Consider the following 17,704-nt stretch of genomic DNA (forward strand, 5'->3'; position numbering starts at 1 on the left):
ACCCTCTCAACTTAAAAGAGACGACGTGCAATCCACTGCCATATTTCACAACTTTTAGACATAATGGGGGCACCCGTAAAGGGTGACTGAAGTGCACCAATCTCTTGGTAAAACAGTTCTGGATTGATACTATCTTCGTGCAATCTGATACCCTGTCCATACTGAAAGAGGTCTTTTTCAAGAGCGTCCTGTTCTACAAAATGGGTCCGCGGAAAGTAAAGTAAGGGTTTTTGTGCCGATAACGCTTCACAGACAAGGGAGTATCCCAATTTTGAGATAATGTAATCACATGAATATGAGTAATCTTGCAAAGAGTACGCGCCCTTTTGAATGGGGATAAAGTTTGGGGGAACGTCACTACTTGGTGGGTAATACCCCAAAAACGTACAATTTTTAAATGAGGAAAGAAGCTGATACGAAAGAGTGGAAATTCCATATTTTCCGGTGTATATGAGTATGAGTTTGTGAGAGAATGGGATAGAATATTTCTGCATGAGATGAGTTCGGATATTTTTTCCAGGACGAAACAAAGAGCATCCTTGTAATGACTCTTCCCCGGAAAAAGTGGAAACTGTCCCCGGCCACAGTTGCACCCAATAGGTGATTTGTGAGTAGTCTTCATACAAGAGGTTTAAAAGCCAGCTATATTGTTTATATACAGATACATAAGGAAGAAATATGTCATACCACGTAAAGTTTCCTATGCAGAAAGAAGGAAGACCGAGACGAAGAGCAATACGGCCGGGAAAAGAAGCTGAATCCGTAATAATTGCTACCGGCGAGAGTTTTTCAATACGACGACACTCTTGATGAAAGAGTTTTCTGTTTTTTCCTCTTGGCGGGCAGATTTTTCAAGAGTTGCCGTACGATCTATTTTTAGTGCATCAATCTGATGACAACCATAGTCAAAACTTCTTTGGTAATAGGTAAAGGGACGCTGTATTTCTTCTAAAAAAACGTTTTTCCACCAAAGAAGTTATGTGGACAGGGATGTGCGCAGGTATTTCATTAATTAAGATACTCTGACGCACCGCATGGCCGTGACCATGACCGGAAATATAAAATACAATGGTGCCCTTCATCAAATACTTTCAATAGATATACGATCAAGAAATGTTTCTAAATGATCATGACTCACTTCCCCAGGACCTCGATGAAGCGCATTAGAGACGCCGCAGGCAACAGATTTACGACACACTGTCTCAAAGTCATCGTGTCGTAACACAGATACTACGGCACCAGCAAGAAAGGCATCACCAGAGCCAACCGAATCGAAGGATTCAACCACGGGAGGAGTACAGAGATAGCATCGATCATCATGCAGAGCAATCACCCCATCTTTTCCTAAGGTGATAAACACATACTCCATGCCTTCATCAATCAGACGTTTTCCCCGGAGGGCGATATGACGAATTCCTTCAATTTTTTCGGCAAGGGTTTTTTCAAGTTCTGCAATATTTGGACTAATAATACAGGGTTTATACTGCATCGCATATTTAAGAGGAGTTCCCGTAGCATCAACAGCGCAGCTGCTGCCGTGAGAAGAACAAAGCTCCATGAGTTCTCCATAAGTACTATCAGCATACCCCGGTGCTAAACTGCCTGTAAAAACCCAGAAATTTCCGGCATATTTCAGTTTATTACGCACCATTGAAAGGACCTCTTCACATGCTTCGCGACTCACCACTCCCCCGGTACTACTAATATGGGTAACCATTTTCTTTTCCCGTTCAAGGAGGGTTGTATTAATGCGGGTTTCTCCGGATATGGGGATGAGGGTTGCCGTAATGCCACGACGTTTACAATATTCCTCAAATAAGGGAATATTGTTGCGTGCCACTCCGCCAACAAGCTCTACATCTTCTCCAAGAACACGGGCAACCTTCGCAAAATTCATCCCCTTTCCAGCAGGATAGGTGCGAGCGGAAACAGAGGTATACGTCTCTCCAAGAAGCAGCTCATCTAGCTCATAGAGTACATCAATGGAAGGGTTAAAAAGAGTCACGTAAATCATATTGCCTGCCTTGTAAGAATACGTAATATAGTATTTCCTCGATGACAAAGACAGATATTTACCGAAAAATTTCACGGAAAGAAGCCCCAATATTTCGAAACTCTGAGCGAATGACTCGACCATATATACCGCGTTCAGGGACCAGCTCCTGGTGAAGCGGAGTACCAAAGAGCTTTGCACGGAAATGACCGTAAGTATCTGCACTTTCTGCATTCAAGGCCATTCGGGTTAGGCGTGGAAGTTGGTCTGCAACATCATGGACAACTTCACCCTCCATTTCAAAATAAAATCTTCCGTAACGATTCAAATTGCCCCACCCTGTAAATTCAAGCAGAGGACCGTGAGCCGCTACGGAGCGCATGTGTAAACGTCCTCCGTCATGCAAGTCAAGAGGATTCAAGACAATGCGATCAAAATACACCTGTGAAAAAGACGGAGCAAAACGCTGAATCGTTTCCCCTTTTTGGATAGGAAGATTCTCGACACGTACATTATGCAATTGCAACGAGAGGCGTTCTCCTTGGAAGGTTGTAAAATCGGCCATATCACCTTTCAGACGTCCCCGAAAATAGCCGCCCCCGCGAAGACGAACATCACTCTCAGGAAAATAGAGCCGTTCTATTTGCGAAAGTTTGAAATTTTGTACTTCCAGAAATAGTTTTGCAGAAAAGGGCGGTGAAAGAGCAATTTCTCCTTCATACAGAAAGAGACGGGTGTTTTCATCTGTTACAGCCCGCAGGTCTGTTACGATAATATGGGAATCACTCCACCGCAATTGGCCCGATATCTCTGCAAGATCGTAGGTGAATTCTACCCCTATATCACGGGCTGAAAACGAGTAATCACGATCTTCCCTTTGTACGGAAAGGTGGCGCAGTATGGGCTGTTCAGGAGCACGCAAGAGGGTTGCAATCTCGACTAAGGCAGTATTGGCAGTATAGGCATCTGCGTTCTTGACATACTGATCTATTTCATGATTGAGGAACGGCATAATATCTTCAACCGAAGGAGAGGGTAATTGTGCAAAACGTGTGCTGTCCAAAACAAGACGTGCAACACGAGCTGAATGAATCTGATGAGATGTATCTATGCGTAGATATGCCTCTTCAATAACTGCATGATTTTTCCATTCTAAGAAATCCAAGGTTATCTCCGGCAGGGCAGTGGCACGGTTTAGTTCCACACCTGCACCACGCAGATTCTCCCCCTCTGAAAAACTGATATCCACATCCTCCAAAAAGAGAGATTTTGCCGGAAAAGACTGGGCACGAGTAGCGGCGGATGAGCTCATAGCGAAGGGAAGCATTGCCGAAAACGAACCGAGATGCAAATCTCTAAATACGTACTCCTCTTCAGCATCGAGAGTGCCCATACCATGGTACAGAGAAATGCTGTCTCCATAGGAAAAGTGATGAAAGGATACGGTTGATCCGGAAGAATTCTTTTCATGAAGGTCGAGAGAATCTACCGCCCATGCCCGATCTGTTCCTTCATTAACACGTATACGGCCTATTGAAACGGCAGCGGGCAAAGAGATTGTCTGTAACACCCCCGTATCCGTTGTATCCGTGAAAAAAGAATATGGAGAAAGCGTTTCCATTTCATAGGGAAGGGAAGCGAGCACCATATTCTCACCATGTACTTTCGAAATATGCCACAGTGAGTCTGCGTCTCCACGCAGGGATACCTGCATACCGATCAGTGTATCTCCACCCGTTGTATTCAGAGTATCAAGGGTGCAAAAAAGAGTGTTCTCATCTTTTTCATAATACACATTCTTTACTTGCACAAGAGGCTTTCCTTCTCTATCGTGTAATTGAGCATGGGTAATTTTTAACTCACGCCTTGGAAGGATGGGTCGTATACGTTTAAGGGTAAGAGAATCTCTATATACGTCAGCAGGAGCAGTAGTATGTGCAATAAGCGTGTCAGCAACAAAATGAGATAGAACCGTGGTTGAGCACTCTTTTTCTGATGTCTTGTTTTTTGGGGAGGATGCATCTTTTCCCAGAGAGTCTTTTTCGATCCAACTTTTCATACGCATAAAGAGGTTTCTCCCCGTAAGCATCCATGGTGAATCGCCATGGGTGAAGGAGAGGTTCTCAATACGACCCAGATGCAGTTCTTTTTCAGGAAAAGAGATGCGGATATCATCCACGGGAATATCAGGGCGAAGTGGGGGTATGACAGATGTGTCAAGCACAGAGTTCTCCAGGGAGAATGAAAGAACAGAATCTCTATACACCACAGAATCCATCCGAAGAGAATCTATGGATATAACATCGGGAAACAACGCGGTATAGGAGCCGAATATGTTTTCAGAAGGAAGCCCTGCAATAACATTTCCCCCTCCACTGCACCGGAAAAGAACCCCTCGAGCGGACGATTCCAATACCCCGCAAACCGCCCTATTATTCCATACTCTCCTTGCACTGAAAAACCAGATGTCGGAAGTAGTTGCGGCACCAGTTCTTTCACAGTGGTAGGGCAGACATTTGAAACAACAAGGGAACAGCGGGATGGATATGTATTAAAGAGGGAGACATCGCCGTCAACCCGGAGAGTTCCCTTGGTCGGCACGGTTGCCTGAAGCACTTGCAGAGAAATGTCGGAAGCGTCCTTTTTCTGCAAGGCAATTTCCCCATCTTCCAGAGTATGTTCATGCCAAGAAAAACGGGAGACCGTTCCCTGAAACGAGAATGGTTCAGTGTACTCAAGTGTGGCAGCAGAGTTTTTTACCTCAATGTCTGCAGTTTTCAAATAACCAATTTTGATAGAAGCATGCTCAAACAGGGATAGTTTTTGTAATTTCTCAAAAAGTGCTTTTCTATCCCCCCCATACTCTTTCGAAAATAACGGAGCAATAAATGATGATGTTGCAGAAAGAATATCTTCTCTGTATTCGTGTATTTCCGCAACAAAATAGGTACACCGTCCCCGCCCTGCAAACTCCCCGTGGTAAAAACTAAGACGAAGGTGTTCGTAGCCGTCTCGCTTCACAGAAAGAGGTGAAAAAGTATATGCTTCAGAATTTTTATCACGGATAACCAGGTGTGAGAAAGAAAGGCGTAACTGCTCTGTAAAGAGCATTCTTGTTGCAGCTGTCTGCATGATGTGTTCTGCAATCTTGGCTATATCCCCTTCCCACATAGACGCACGAGTGAGAGGAAGATCCAAAATCACGGTGTCTACGTGAAGAGATGTTATGTGTAACTCCCCCGTAAAAATAAAGTTGAGAAGATCGAGGGATGCATCAAGGCCTACCGCTTCAACATGAGCAGTCTGCTCCGCTATACTTTCTGTAAGAAGGGTCACCTTTCCAATTTCGATACCATTCAAGTAGGAAAATCCCACATGTCTCACCTCACTTTCCAAAGAAATATCAGGGAAGAGCCTTCGCACTTCCCGCTCTATTCTCCGACGCAGAATGGATCCGGAAAAAAGCACCGCCCCACAGACAGACAAGATGAGAACAAGAAAGAAACAGAGAGAAATAGTTCGTTTTTTCATCAATACGCCACATATGTCGCTACTGAAGGCGACCCTATTTTATTTTACTTCATAGTATATGCATAAATATAACTGATATGTGAAAGGAGTTATAATTTGCAAAAAAAACGTGTAATTATAACAATTCTGGTATTGGTATTTTCTCTGAGCGCAGTAAGCCTTGACATCATTGAACATCGTTTGGACAATGGACTTAAGATCCTTCTCGTTCCGGACACGACTGTTTCTGTGGCGTCATGTCGTCTATACTACTTTAGCGGCTCCTACTATGAAACGAGCGGTACCACGGGGCTTTCTCATATGTATGAGCATATGATGTTTAAAGGAACCACCCGTCTTGGCACACGTAATTTCGAAGCTGAAATTCCAATTATGGAAGAAAAAGATCGCTATATTGATTCTATTATCTCTTTAAAGAACCGGGGCTATACCCCTGATGATTCAATCATTATAGCATATGACAGGAAGATCAGAACACTTCTTGACCAACAACGAGAGTATATCATTAAAGATGAGATTTGGGAACTCTATAACAATGCCGGTGCAACGGGATTGAATGCATGGACCAGCAGCGATATCACAGCGTATATTGTCACCTTGCCGGCCCATAAAACGGAACTCTTTTTTAATATCGAAGCTGATCGTATGGAGAATCTTGTCCTGCGTGAGTTTTACAGCGAACGAGATGTTGTTACAGAAGAACGACGACAAGTGTACGAAAACAATGGAAAAAACCACTATCTTCTTAAGCTCAATGCTCTTTTTTATACCGCCTCACCATACCGCTACCCTACGATCGGTTGGTACAGCGATATCCGCAGCTATACCCGTGAAAAACTACGGAAACATATTGGGCGATTCTACCGCCCGGATAATGCAATGATCGTTATTGCGGGAAATATTGATCCAGAACAAACCTATGATACAATAAAAAGATATTTTGGAGATATTAAAACTCCCGACACCCCTCTCCCAATGGTCGTAACTCGTGAACCAGCCCCCCTTGGAGTCCGTCGTTTTGAAGTTCTTGATGATTCTGAAACACCCCGAGTAGACATACTTTTTCATACCCCGGGCCATGGTGATTCCTCTCGCTATGCCCTTGATCTTCTTCAGAACATGCTCTCCGGTACGAGTGGGCGACTGCACCGTCGTCTGATTACAGAAGAGAACCTGGCTGTCTCTGTAGGAGCCTCAAATCGTTGGGCCATTGCCGATGGACGATTTCATATTTGGGCGGAGCTGCTCCCCGATGCGTGTCATAGAAGTGTTGAAGAAATTATTCTTGAGGAAATAGACGCTCTTGCTCAGCATGAACCCTCATCCTTTGAATTAGAGAAAACCCAGAATCAACTGGAGTTCTTTTTTATCAAGGAACTTCGTAATTTAGAGCGACTCTCTGATAACCTTGCCTATTTTCAAAAGTTTGGAGACTGGCGGGAACTTCTCAACTATACGGAAAATATTTCCGCCGTAACATCTACAAAATCAGCAGCACAAAAACACTTAAATAAAGACTTTAGAACTGTTGGGTATTTAATTAATAAGAAAGGAGATACCGAATGAAAATATCATTACCAACTCTGATGGGAGCTCTCCTGTTGTGCTTACAAATCACAGCCTATGCACATGTCACACCCCACCCAACAGAAATCTCATTTCCCGACATTACCTGGGATATACCTGAGGGAGACTCTTATTTTCACCGGTTTTCTCCCGAGGTTGTGTTGTTTTTAAAAGAAGACTCAACACTTCCCATATTCTCACTACAACTGACCTTTCAAGGCGGATCTTCGTCGGCAGCTGCTGGGTGGGAACCATATTTTTATGATGCGCTCTTATTTCGCGGGGGGGCGCACGACCACTCCCCGGAACAGGTTGATTCCCTTTTGGAACTCTATGCGCTTGATGTTTCTGTACGCTCAAGCACTGTGGCAACACGGATAACCATACGTGGGCTTTCACGATATTGGGATGAATCCTTGCATCTACTTGAGTCGGTATTACAAAAACCCCTCTTTGATTCTACCGAAATAGAACGGACACGGCGTCAAATACACCAGAAGATTTCCACACAGTTTTCCACACCGCACGCACTCTTGCAAGCAGCATGGAAGCATCGCATGTATCCCGATTCTCCCCTCTCGCTTCTGTTTACTCCTGATGAAATCGCGGAACCCAGTACGGAGGTTATTCGAGAAAAACTCGCGTATCATCATACGTTTTTACGAGATTCCACTGCCCTTATCTTTGCCCTTGCCGGAGATATGTCGAAAGAGGCGATCTCTCCTCTTGCTGTATCTATGGCAGAAAAGGGGGAACGAAGAAGAGCCACTAATCTCTCGATAGACACACCATCACCGACAATATCCGTGGTGCATCGGCCAGGAGCAAATCAAGCCTTTGTCCGGTTAGGTCATCAAACATTTCCCCGACCTCATAAAGACTTTTATCCTCTCACGATTTATAACGACCTCCTTGGTGGCGGTGGGTTTCACTCACGACTTGTACAGGAAATTCGTTCAAACAGAGGGCTCACCTATTCCATCCGGTCTGGATTATCAAGCAGTTATTTTTATCCAGGAACTTTTCATGTGACCTTCTCTACCCAAAATAGCCGTGTCAATGAAGCCCTTTTTGTTACAAAACAGATGATTACTGAATCATTGCAAAAGAAAGAAGATACGCAGGCAGTCGAGCAGGCAAAATCACGATTTATCTCCTCTCTCCCTTCACATTTTCGTACAAGCGAAGACCTCGTTTTTACCTACGCAGAAAACTACCTCAATACTCGTCCCTTTGATCATTTTACACGGTATGGAGAAATCCTCTCGCATATCACCCTTGAGGATATTCAGGAATCAAAAACACGAAATATTCATCCTGAAGAGTTTTCCATCGTAATTGTTGGAGATACAACGGCTCTGTTTTCCGCGCCGTCCTACGATGAGCAGCATATCAGAGATTTGCCCTACCAAACTCTTTCTCCGGAGGAGTTATAAAATGGACAGTGCGTGCACGGTGAGGAAATCGTATGGATAAAAATTTACGAAATGTACTTCTCTTTTTCTTCGTATGCATCACAATAATTCTTTCAGGCGTGGTGGGATACATCTCCCTTGAAGGCTATTCCTTTCTTGATGCCTTGTACATGACAATCATTACAATTTCCACAGTGGGATATCAAGAGGTGTACCCCCTCTCTCAGACCGGAAAAATATTCACCATTATTCTTATTATTTTTGGGATCACCTTGGCACTGTATGGACTGAGTGCTATTACGGTTTTCTTTGTCGAGGGAGAACTGAAGAAGTATCTGAAAGGAGTAAAAATGAAAAAAGAAATTAAAAACATAGCAAACCACTACATAATTTGCGGGGCAGGGAAAACAGGGCAAAAAATCATGGCAGAATTCCTGCATTTGGGAGAACCCTTTATTGTTGTTGAGGAGTCTGATGGAGTTGCCGATGCCTTGGAAGCAAAATTTCCGGAAACATCTCTACTCTTACTTCGGGGAGATGCAACCCGTGATGAAATTCTTATCTCAGCAGGTATCTCACGTGCAAAAGCCCTCATTGGAGTACTGGCAAATGATGCAGAAAATGTCTTTTTAACCCTCACCGCCAAATCCTTAAACCAAGATATTCGTGTTATTACCAGAGCCATAGAAACAAGCAGTGAGAAGAAATTAAAAAAAGCGGGCGCGGATACGGTTGTTTCTCAAATTGATATTGCTGCGCAGCGAATCTCAACAACCGCTCTTAATCCCAATATTGAGAGTTTCCTGGATATTATAACCCGTGTGGGGGATGAAAATTTCCGGATTGATTTTGTAAAGGTTTCTAAGAAAAGTGATTTTTCCGGAATACTTCTTCGAGATGCACAAATACCGCAAAAAACAAATTTAATAGTGATCGGCATAAAAAAGGGAGAAAACATTATGATTAATCCCATGTCAATGACCTCCATTGAGCAGAGTGATGAGTTAATTATCCTTGGTAAGGAAGAACAGATAAAGACAATTCGAAAAATTGCACGGGGCCTTATCAGCCTCACTGATATATAGGAGAATCATGTCTCAATTTTCAATAAAACCAGAAATACATACCGCAGTAAAGAGCAGGGAAGAACATCTACTCAAGGCCGGCATAGAAATACGTACAGAAAAAGAAATACCCTACGGTACAATTTATACTGTTGAAGGCCCACGAGAAACCGGAAAAATAACCCTCTACTACTCCCGAAAAAAAGGTCTTTCCCTTGTACGAAACACCAAAAATGAAGTAGCACAAAAGGCTGAGGATATTATCTTTGATCGACAGCCGGTACAATTTCATCCGAGAATTGGCACAGATGAAGCCGGAAAGGGTGATCTCTTCGGCCCCTTAGTATGTTGTGCTTTCTATATTGAAACAGCGCAGATGGAGCAAGAACTTCGTCAAATTGGTATTCGTGATAGTAAACGACTCAAAGATTCGGCAATCCATGCCATGGCACATACTATTATGACCCGATGGCCTGATCATTACGTCCTTGTCGCACCTCGAATGAAAACTTACAACAACCTCTATGACAGTATCGGAAATCTGAATAAGCTCTTGGGATGGATGCATGGCCGAGCCATGGCAGACCTTGCAGCACGATGGAACGAACGAGGTGCTCCGGTTACTCATGCCGTGGCAGACAAATTTGGGCCATCACAACATATTACAAACTCCGTAGGCGGTCTTGAAGAACTTACGATAGAAGCTGTAACAAAGGGAGAAGAGAAAGAACTGGCCATTGCAGCTGCCTCAATTATCGCCCGGAGCAGTTTTGTGCAAGCGCTTTCAAAACTGCAGAAAACCTATGATATTGACTTTCCTCTGGGGTGTGCAAATCGCGTCATCCCCGTGGCAAAAAAATTTTTCCATATCCATGGAAAAGAGCGTGGCGCAGAAGTTATGAAAATGCATTTCAAGACAGTAAAAAACATGTAAAGGAGTCATCATGATTAAAGTATCCATTGGTCAAGATTCACACCGTTTTTGCCAAGATCCCAACAGCAGTCGCCCCCTTATTCTTGGTGGCGTACCCCTCCCCGGAGAACGTGGGCTTGCTGGCAATAGTGATGCAGATGTGGTGTTACACGCTCTCACTAACGCAATATCAGGTATCACCGGAACCCCTGTGTTGGGAAAACAAGCGGACATTCTCTGTTTAGAACAAAATATCACCGATAGCGCGGTCTATCTTGAATATGCCCTGAAACAAATGAGCTCATATGAAATATCACATCTCTCATTCTCCATTGAAGCGAAGACACCCAAACTCCTGCCCCATTTTCCTGCGATGAAAGAAAATATCGCCCGGCTTTGTGGCATGTCTCCTTCTGATATCGGAATCACGGCTACTACCGGGGAAGGCTTAAGCGGATGCGGTAAAGGACGGGGTATTCAGGTATTTGTTGTCCTCACGGCAGTACAAAAATGACAGTGGAATAGTTTCTTAGATGGAGATGCCGCGTAGAGAGCTTTTTAAGGTTATCCAGTAATCAAGAACCTCTTGAAGCACCACCGGCTTTACCGGCTTAGAGATATAATCATCCATACCGGACTCCATACAGATTTGTTTATCTTCCACCATGGCGTTGGCTGTCATGGCGATAATCGGTGTAGCTATTCCATTTTCTCGCATCATTTTTGTGGCTGTTAATCCATCAAGACGAGGCATTTGTATATCCATAAGAATAGCATCGTAGGTGGTTTCAAGAGCCATTCGTATAGCACTGTTTCCGTTGTTTGTAACAACTGCGCGATACCCCAATTTTTCCAGCTGTTTCATGGCTACTTTTTGATTTACCGGATTATCCTCTACCAAGAGTATTAAAGGAGCTGATGACGGTACTTCTTTCACAGAAGGAGATCCTTGCTGTTTTGCAACAAAGGAATCCGTAGGTGGTTGAAATAGCTGCAACATAAGGCGCCGCACCTTAGATGGACGTAAGGGGAGAGACAGAAACTGTTCTTCCTGTATGTCTTTTGATACAATACCATAGCGTTGCAAAACAACCCGTGGAATAGGGGGCATATTAGATAGGTTATGAAGATGTGTATACTCTTTTTCTCCAAGAATAATAAGATCTACCTGTTTTTCTTCCGTAGCTTTTGAAATATGAGATATGTCGGAACATTCTTCTACATTTTCTACAAAGGAAGAGAAGAATCTCTCTAATACAGCTTTTTCACTTGCAACCAAGTCCTGTGCTGCATATAACACCCTTTTATGGGGAGACACGGTAATATTCTTTTCTGTATTCTCATGCTGTTCAATTCGTACCCGCACGGAGAACGAGAATGTTGCTCCCTTTCCGGGAGTACTTTCAACGCTGATATCTCCCCCAAGAAGCTCACATATTCGTTTTGATATGGCCAAACCAAGTCCTGTTCCCCCATATTTTCGAGAGACAGAACTGTCTACCTGGGTAAACTGATCAAAGAGATGTGCCTGCTTTTCAGGAGCAATACCGATACCCGTATCGGATATGGAAAATTGCAAGGACACGTCCTTATCAGAAGAAACATCAGCCATACCGACGTGTACACGAATGTGTCCCTCATCGGTGAATTTAATCGCATTTCCCACAAGATTCGTTAAAATCTGCTTAATCTTATGTGGATCCCCTCGATAATACTGCGGCATCTGCGGATCTTCATCGCAGATAAAACGAATACCTTTTTGATGTATTTTTACGGATGTCATATGAGAGAAATCATCCAAAAGCGCTGCAAGGCTAAAACTAATATCTTCAACACCCATTTGTCCTGCTTCTATTTTTGAAAAATCAAGGATATCATTTACAATCTGCAAGAGGGAGTTACTACTCCGATGCACTGTTTCTGCATAATCTCTTTGTTCTTCATTGAGAGGGGTATGTAACATGAGGTCTGTCATACCAATAATACCATTTATGGGAGTGCGTATTTCATGAGACATGTTTGCAAGAAACATTGATTTTGCATTATTCGCGAGCTGTTCTTCCTCCTTTGCCTTTTTTAGATTATTCTCTACTTTTTTTCGCTCAGTAATATCAACAATGAGTGAAGAAAGGCCACATATTTTTTTATTCTTTAAAAGCGGAGTACTGTACACAAGGGCAGGAAAGGTCGTTCCATTTTTACGAATAAAGCGATATTCATCTACATTACTTTTTTCCATAGTTGAAGTTTTACGTTTAATATTTTGGGAAAGTTTGTGCCAATCATCACGATGGATAAAATGACGCACCTCCATACCAAGGGTTTCCTCAGCTGTATAGCCCAGATCTGTCAGCATTCTTTTATTGGCAAAAGTAAGCACTCCCTGTGTATCAACTTCGCTGTAAAATTGGGGCAGCAAATCGGTCATTCGTTTAAAATTATTGCGATTATCTTCTAAGCTCCGCTGTGCCTCTTCATGCTTTTCCTGAGCAAGAGTAAGATCGGTGATATCCCGAAGAATAATCAATATTTTCTGCTGTCGTTCATTCTCCACGGGGATGTAAAGGTTACTATAATAGTTATCCCCAATGGAAAGGGTATCTTCTTCCACAATTCGTTTTTCTTTCAAACAGCTGCATATCATGTCTTTGTGGTTGTGAAAAAAAGGCTCTTCAAAGAGATTCCGTTTTTTTGAAGTAGGATAAAAGGAGAGTCCGAGAGCTTCTTGGGCAGACTGATTAATCTCCAAGACCTGCCCGCTACTGTTGATGTAGATAATTGGATCAGTAATGGTATTAAATAGGTTTTTATATTTATCTTCCACATATTTAAGCTGGTATTTTACACTGGGGAGAATTTTATGTCGGCGTATTGCCACGGCAATAATAAGCGCCATAAATGCTGTGGAAAAGGTCGTTAAGGGCACCCTTGGCATATGTGAAACCACAGGAATAACCTCGCTGATTATCCCTGCAAACAGAGGTATTGCAATAGCGATAAGAAGGTAGAATGCCTGCATTCGCTCGGCCCTATTCCGCGCACGTAAGAGATATTCAAACACCGAGATCAAAGAGAGGCCTACAAGGGATATGACAAGAACAATATAATGCAGAAAGTACGGCCCCAAAGTTGGATAGAAGCCCCATGATGAATGAATCGGCATACCAAGGAAAGCATCTGTAAAGAGATTAATTAATCCCAATACCCCAGCAAAAATATACAAAAAGACCACAAGCATACGAGTGTGTTCTGAATAGGTACGCCGAGTAAACACGATATAGCTTTCAAATATTGCTACTGAAGAAAGGGCGGCAAAGAGCACAACAAAGCGAAACCAAAACCACGCGGCATCAACGCTATGAGCAGAAAATATGAGAAATTCTGTTAATCCCCACAAGGCGAGAAACAGAGCCATTTTAAAGAAACATCGATTTGAAACTTTATTGGGAGCACTGTTGAAAATATTAAAACTGAGAAATAAATTAACTATAAACCCGGAAAACGGAAGCAGTGCGTACCAATTCATGGAGGACCTCCCACGCAGCAAGACATAGTCTAATATACATTATCCGAAGCCGCCATGGGAGGCAGAGGGAAAGAAACCCCTTCCCGTCCTCCCTGTTACGTATGTTTTAAAGAAATTCGTCGTAACCCCAAGGAGTTAAGTACAACCGTAAGAGAACTCATGGCCATGGCGGCAGCACCGATCATTGGATGGAGCAAACCAAGAAAAGCAGCAGGTATGGCGACACCATTGTACACCCATGCCCAAAAATAATTTTGCCGAATTTTACGAAAAGTGGCACGGGAAAGAATAACAGCTGATACAACTGCCGTGACATCCCCCCGAACCAAGGTAATATCCCCCGCTTCAATGGCAATATCTGTGCCCGTTCCCAAGGCAATACCCACATTTGCCTGCTTGAGGGCTGGCGCATCGTTAATGCCGTCACCCACCATGGCAACTGTTTTATGTACTTCTTGTAATCGCTCTATCTCTGAGACTTTTCCTCCGGGAAGCACTTCCGCTATGACATGAGAAATTCCAAGCTGGTCGGCAACTGCTCGGGCTGTTTTCTCATTATCTCCTGTTATCATCGCTGTAGATATACCATGACGTGCAAGTGCTTCAACCGCATCTTTCGCATCATCTTTTATGGCATCTGATATGGCAAGAATCCCTATAACACGGGAATCACGTGAAACAAATACAACAGTCTTTGCTTCGTCTTCAAGAGAGGCCGCCCGTATACGAAGATTTTCAGGGAGATTCTCAAAATTAATGATCTTTCGATTTCCCACACTAATTTGATGCCCCGCAACTTCTCCTGTTACCCCTTTGCCCACCTGTGCAGAGAACGATGTAGGCGCTACCAGCTCAATTTCATGCTCCTTTGCTGCTGCCAGAATTGCACCTGCCAAGGGGTGTTCTGAAGAGCGTTCAACACTTGCCGCAGCAAAGAGTATTTCCTGAGAAGTTACTTCATCAGTGGAGATTACCTCTGTTACTTCTGGGGTGCCACGTGTAAGGGTTCCTGTTTTATCAAAGGCAATGAGATTGACATCTTTCATGGTTTGAATCGCCTCTCCATTTCGTATTAAAATACCGCGTTGGGCTCCCATACCGCTTCCCACCATAAGAGAGGTAGGAGTGGCAAGACCCAAGGCGCAGGGGCAGGAAATTACCAATACAGCTGTCATGGCAAGAATTGCTAAGGTAAGCGGAGCTACCTCAGTGGTACTCCAGGGAAAATCAAAAAAACGAACAATGGAAAGATGAAACTCTGGAAATAGAAGCCATGAGAAAAACGCTGTTACAGCAATGATCATAACCGCAGGCACAAAATAGCCCGTAATGCGATCGGCAAATTCTTGAATGGGAACCTTTGATCCCTGCGCCTCTTCTACCATGCGAATTACCCGTGAGAGAAATGTTTCACTGCGCTCATGGGTTACGCGGATATCTAAAGCCCCTGTTTGATTTATGGTAGAGCCAATTACGGTATCGCCGGTAATACGATGAACAGGAAGAGATTCGCCTGTCGCCATGGACTCATCAATTCGTGTCTCACCAGAAATAATTTCTCCATCTGTGGGAATTTTTTCTCCCGGCTTAATGCGTACAATGTCACCCAGACGTACCTCTTCAACAGGAATTTCCTGTTCGACGTCTTCTCGTACAACACGAGCAGTTTTGGCTTCCATGGCAAGCAGCTTTTCAATAGCCTGTGAAGCCCGTCCCTTTGCCTTTGCTTCGAGATACCGTCCAACAAGATGCAAGGCCATTATTGAAGCAGCCATTTCGACAAAGGTAGTTATATCAAACCAAAACCCAATCATACTGAGCAGGTAAGGAATAAGCGATCCCATGGTAATTAAGGTATCCATATTAACCGATTTTCTGGTAAGTCCATTCCACGTTGCTCGATGCGTTTCTGCCCCCGCAATGAAGACTGCGGGAATAGCAAGTACAGCTGTAATAAGAAAATATCCCGGTATGGAAATAAACATGTGCACCACCATGAGAGCCATAATGATCCCCGCAGAAACAGAGGCCAGGAGCATTCGCTGAAAAATAGCTTGAGTGTGATCATGCTGCTCTTCATCTGTATCTGCAAGGACCAAGGTGTACCCCTGTCCAGCAAGGTGATCCGCAATTTCCCGCTGAGACACAGAGACAGGGTCATACGTAAGGGTAATCTTTTCTGCAGCAAAATTCACACGGACTTCTTCAACCCCTGAAAGAGCCGTAAGACTTTTTTCTATGGTGTTAGCACAACTTGCACAACTCATTCCGGATATTTTTCCAGAAATTTGTCGATACTTGCTCTGTATCTGTTCTGCTCTATATCCCAAGGTTGTGATCAGAGTACGAAGCTGATCGGGGCTTGTCTGTTGCGGATCATATTCAACGACAACTCTTTCAGCGGGAAAATTAACCCCCGCCGACATAACTCCAGGAGCATTCTCTAACTCTTTTTCTATTGTTCGTGCGCATCCCGCACAACTCATTCCTGTTATAGAAAACAGTGTTTTTTTCATACAACCTCCAACGTGTTCAAGCCATAGTATTAATGTATATCATTTTTGTAAACTTTTCAACTCTTATTTTTTAATACCTTGTTGACACAGAATGTAAACATAATTATATTAGTCGTCTAAAACTTTATTTGAGATATGTTTTATGAAGCCATCCACCCTAAGTATTTTCTTATTAGTTCTTCTTGCAGGTATTCTACTATTACAGCGAGTTTCTTCTGATGCAGACTCTCCCCATGTTGTGGTATACACAACGCGACACTACGATGTGGACGATGAGCTCTTTGCACAATTTGAGGAACAAACAGGTATCCGTGTAAAAACACTCAAGGGAGGAGCCGACGAACTAACTGAGCGCATTGTTCGCGAGGGTGAAAACACCCCTGCAGATATGCTTATTACGGTTGATGCAGGAAGACTTCACCGTGCACAGGAACGGGGAATCTTTACTCCCGTACACTCCCAGGTACTCAGCGAAAACATCCCTTCGCGGTATCGAGAAAGTGGAAATCACTGGTTTGGCTTAACCAAACGAGCGCGGGTAATTGTCTACGATACAAAACGAACATCCCCGGAAGAATTCTCTACATATGAAGCTTTGGCTGAAGATTCTTGGAAAGGACGAGTGGTCGTTCGCAGCTCAGAAAACATCTACAATCTATCCCTTTTAGCCTCTTTTATAGAAACCCTGGGCGAAGAAGACGCCTATAGATGGGCCAAGGGTATGGTACGTAATATGGCGCGATCTCCCCGGGGTAATGATCGTGACCAAGCAAAGGCGGTCATTGCCGGTGAAGCAGACGCAGCTATTTTAAATACTTACTACATTGGACGTATGCACTATTCTGCAGATCCTGAAGAGGTTACTGTGGCTAAACGAGCCGGGATCTTTTTTCCGAATCAGGAATCAACGGGTACCCATATTAACATAAGTGGTGCAGGTATTGTGCGTCATGGAAAAAACCAGGACGAGGCAATACAACTTCTTGAGTATCTCTCCAAAAAAAAAGCTCAGCAATTTTTTGCCAGTGCAAACTTTGAATACCCGGTTCACCCTGAAGCGACCCCCTCAGAACTTGTGCAGAGTTGGGGTGATTTTGTTGCCCAGGATATCCCCCTTGAAAAGCTGGGCAAGTACAATAATCGTGCGGCACGAATTTTTGACAAAGTGACGTGGAGATAG

At 43.6% G+C, this 17,704-nt stretch carries 11 protein-coding genes; 6 read left to right on the plus strand and 5 right to left on the minus strand.

The features are described from left to right. Positions 1-11: 11 nt before the first annotated feature. The 3 genes from CALK_RS00640 to CALK_RS12985 form a co-directional block, all read right to left on the minus strand. Positions 12-530, minus strand: a complete 519-nt coding sequence (locus CALK_RS00640; RefSeq protein ID WP_022635701.1) for a hypothetical protein — start codon at positions 528-530, stop codon at positions 12-14. A gap of 551 nt (positions 531-1,081) precedes the next feature. After that, positions 1,082-2,014, minus strand: coding sequence for a 1-phosphofructokinase family hexose kinase (locus CALK_RS00645; protein ID WP_022635702.1), 933 nt, complete (start codon positions 2,012-2,014; stop codon positions 1,082-1,084). Between the two features lie 58 nt (positions 2,015-2,072). Then, on the minus strand, positions 2,073-4,406 hold the full coding sequence (locus CALK_RS12985) for a hypothetical protein (RefSeq protein ID WP_162146682.1): 2,334 nt from the start codon (positions 4,404-4,406) through the stop codon (positions 2,073-2,075). Positions 4,407-5,620: 1,214 nt separating this feature from the next. Between CALK_RS12985 and CALK_RS00660 the strand changes: the two genes are divergently transcribed. From CALK_RS00660 to ispF, 5 genes are read left to right on the plus strand one after another with little or no spacing between them, the layout of a single operon-like run. Beyond that, positions 5,621-7,090, plus strand: coding sequence for a M16 family metallopeptidase (locus CALK_RS00660; protein ID WP_022635705.1), 1,470 nt, complete (start codon positions 5,621-5,623; stop codon positions 7,088-7,090). Continuing rightward, positions 7,087-8,526: a M16 family metallopeptidase gene (locus CALK_RS00665; protein WP_022635706.1), complete on the plus strand. Its 1,440-nt coding sequence runs from the start codon at positions 7,087-7,089 to the stop codon at positions 8,524-8,526. Before CALK_RS00660 ends, CALK_RS00665 begins: the two co-directional genes overlap by 4 nt. A 32-nt stretch (positions 8,527-8,558) precedes the next feature. Continuing rightward, a complete protein-coding gene (locus tag CALK_RS00670) occupies positions 8,559-9,590 on the plus strand; it encodes a potassium channel family protein (RefSeq protein ID WP_022635707.1) in 1,032 nt (343 codons plus the stop codon). Between the two features lie 7 nt (positions 9,591-9,597). Continuing rightward, positions 9,598-10,503: a ribonuclease HIII gene (locus tag CALK_RS00675; RefSeq protein ID WP_022635708.1), complete on the plus strand. Its 906-nt coding sequence runs from the start codon at positions 9,598-9,600 to the stop codon at positions 10,501-10,503. 13 nt (positions 10,504-10,516) lie between these two features. Next, positions 10,517-10,996, plus strand: coding sequence for a 2-C-methyl-D-erythritol 2,4-cyclodiphosphate synthase (gene ispF / locus CALK_RS00680; RefSeq protein ID WP_034636088.1), 480 nt, complete (start codon positions 10,517-10,519; stop codon positions 10,994-10,996). A gap of 15 nt (positions 10,997-11,011) precedes the next feature. On the opposite strand, the gene CALK_RS11815 is transcribed toward ispF, so the two are convergent. Next, entirely contained in the window at positions 11,012-14,008 is a 2,997-nt protein-coding gene (locus tag CALK_RS11815) for an ATP-binding protein (protein WP_022635710.1), read from the minus strand. Positions 14,009-14,103: 95 nt separating this feature from the next. Then, a complete protein-coding gene (locus CALK_RS00690) occupies positions 14,104-16,524 on the minus strand; it encodes a heavy metal translocating P-type ATPase (protein WP_022635711.1) in 2,421 nt (806 codons plus the stop codon). Between the two features lie 142 nt (positions 16,525-16,666). Here CALK_RS00690 and CALK_RS00695 point away from each other — a divergent pair, with 142 nt between their 5' ends. Next, positions 16,667-17,704 carry a Fe(3+) ABC transporter substrate-binding protein gene (locus CALK_RS00695; RefSeq protein WP_022635712.1) on the plus strand — a complete coding sequence of 346 codons (1,038 nt, stop codon included), beginning with the start codon at positions 16,667-16,669 and terminating at the stop codon, positions 17,702-17,704.

This window comes from Chitinivibrio alkaliphilus ACht1, from assembly GCF_000474745.1.
GTDB lineage: Bacteria > Fibrobacterota > Chitinivibrionia > Chitinivibrionales > Chitinivibrionaceae > Chitinivibrio > Chitinivibrio alkaliphilus.

What these genes read in the sequence shown, in the direction of transcription:
- CALK_RS00695 (WP_022635712.1), top strand. Translation starts at nt 16,667, where the DNA reads ATGAAGCCATCCACCCTAAGTATTTTCTTATTAGTTCTTCTTGCAGGT.
- CALK_RS00670 (WP_022635707.1), top strand. Translation starts at nt 8,559, where the DNA reads ATGGATAAAAATTTACGAAATGTACTTCTCTTTTTCTTCGTATGCATC.
- CALK_RS00675 (WP_022635708.1), top strand. Translation starts at nt 9,598, where the DNA reads ATGTCTCAATTTTCAATAAAACCAGAAATACATACCGCAGTAAAGAGC.
- CALK_RS00645 (WP_022635702.1), bottom strand. Translation starts at nt 2,014, where the DNA reads ATGATTTACGTGACTCTTTTTAACCCTTCCATTGATGTACTCTATGAG.
- CALK_RS00665 (WP_022635706.1), top strand. Translation starts at nt 7,087, where the DNA reads ATGAAAATATCATTACCAACTCTGATGGGAGCTCTCCTGTTGTGCTTA.
- CALK_RS11815 (WP_022635710.1), bottom strand. Translation starts at nt 14,008, where the DNA reads ATGAATTGGTACGCACTGCTTCCGTTTTCCGGGTTTATAGTTAATTTA.
- CALK_RS00690 (WP_022635711.1), bottom strand. Translation starts at nt 16,524, where the DNA reads ATGAAAAAAACACTGTTTTCTATAACAGGAATGAGTTGTGCGGGATGC.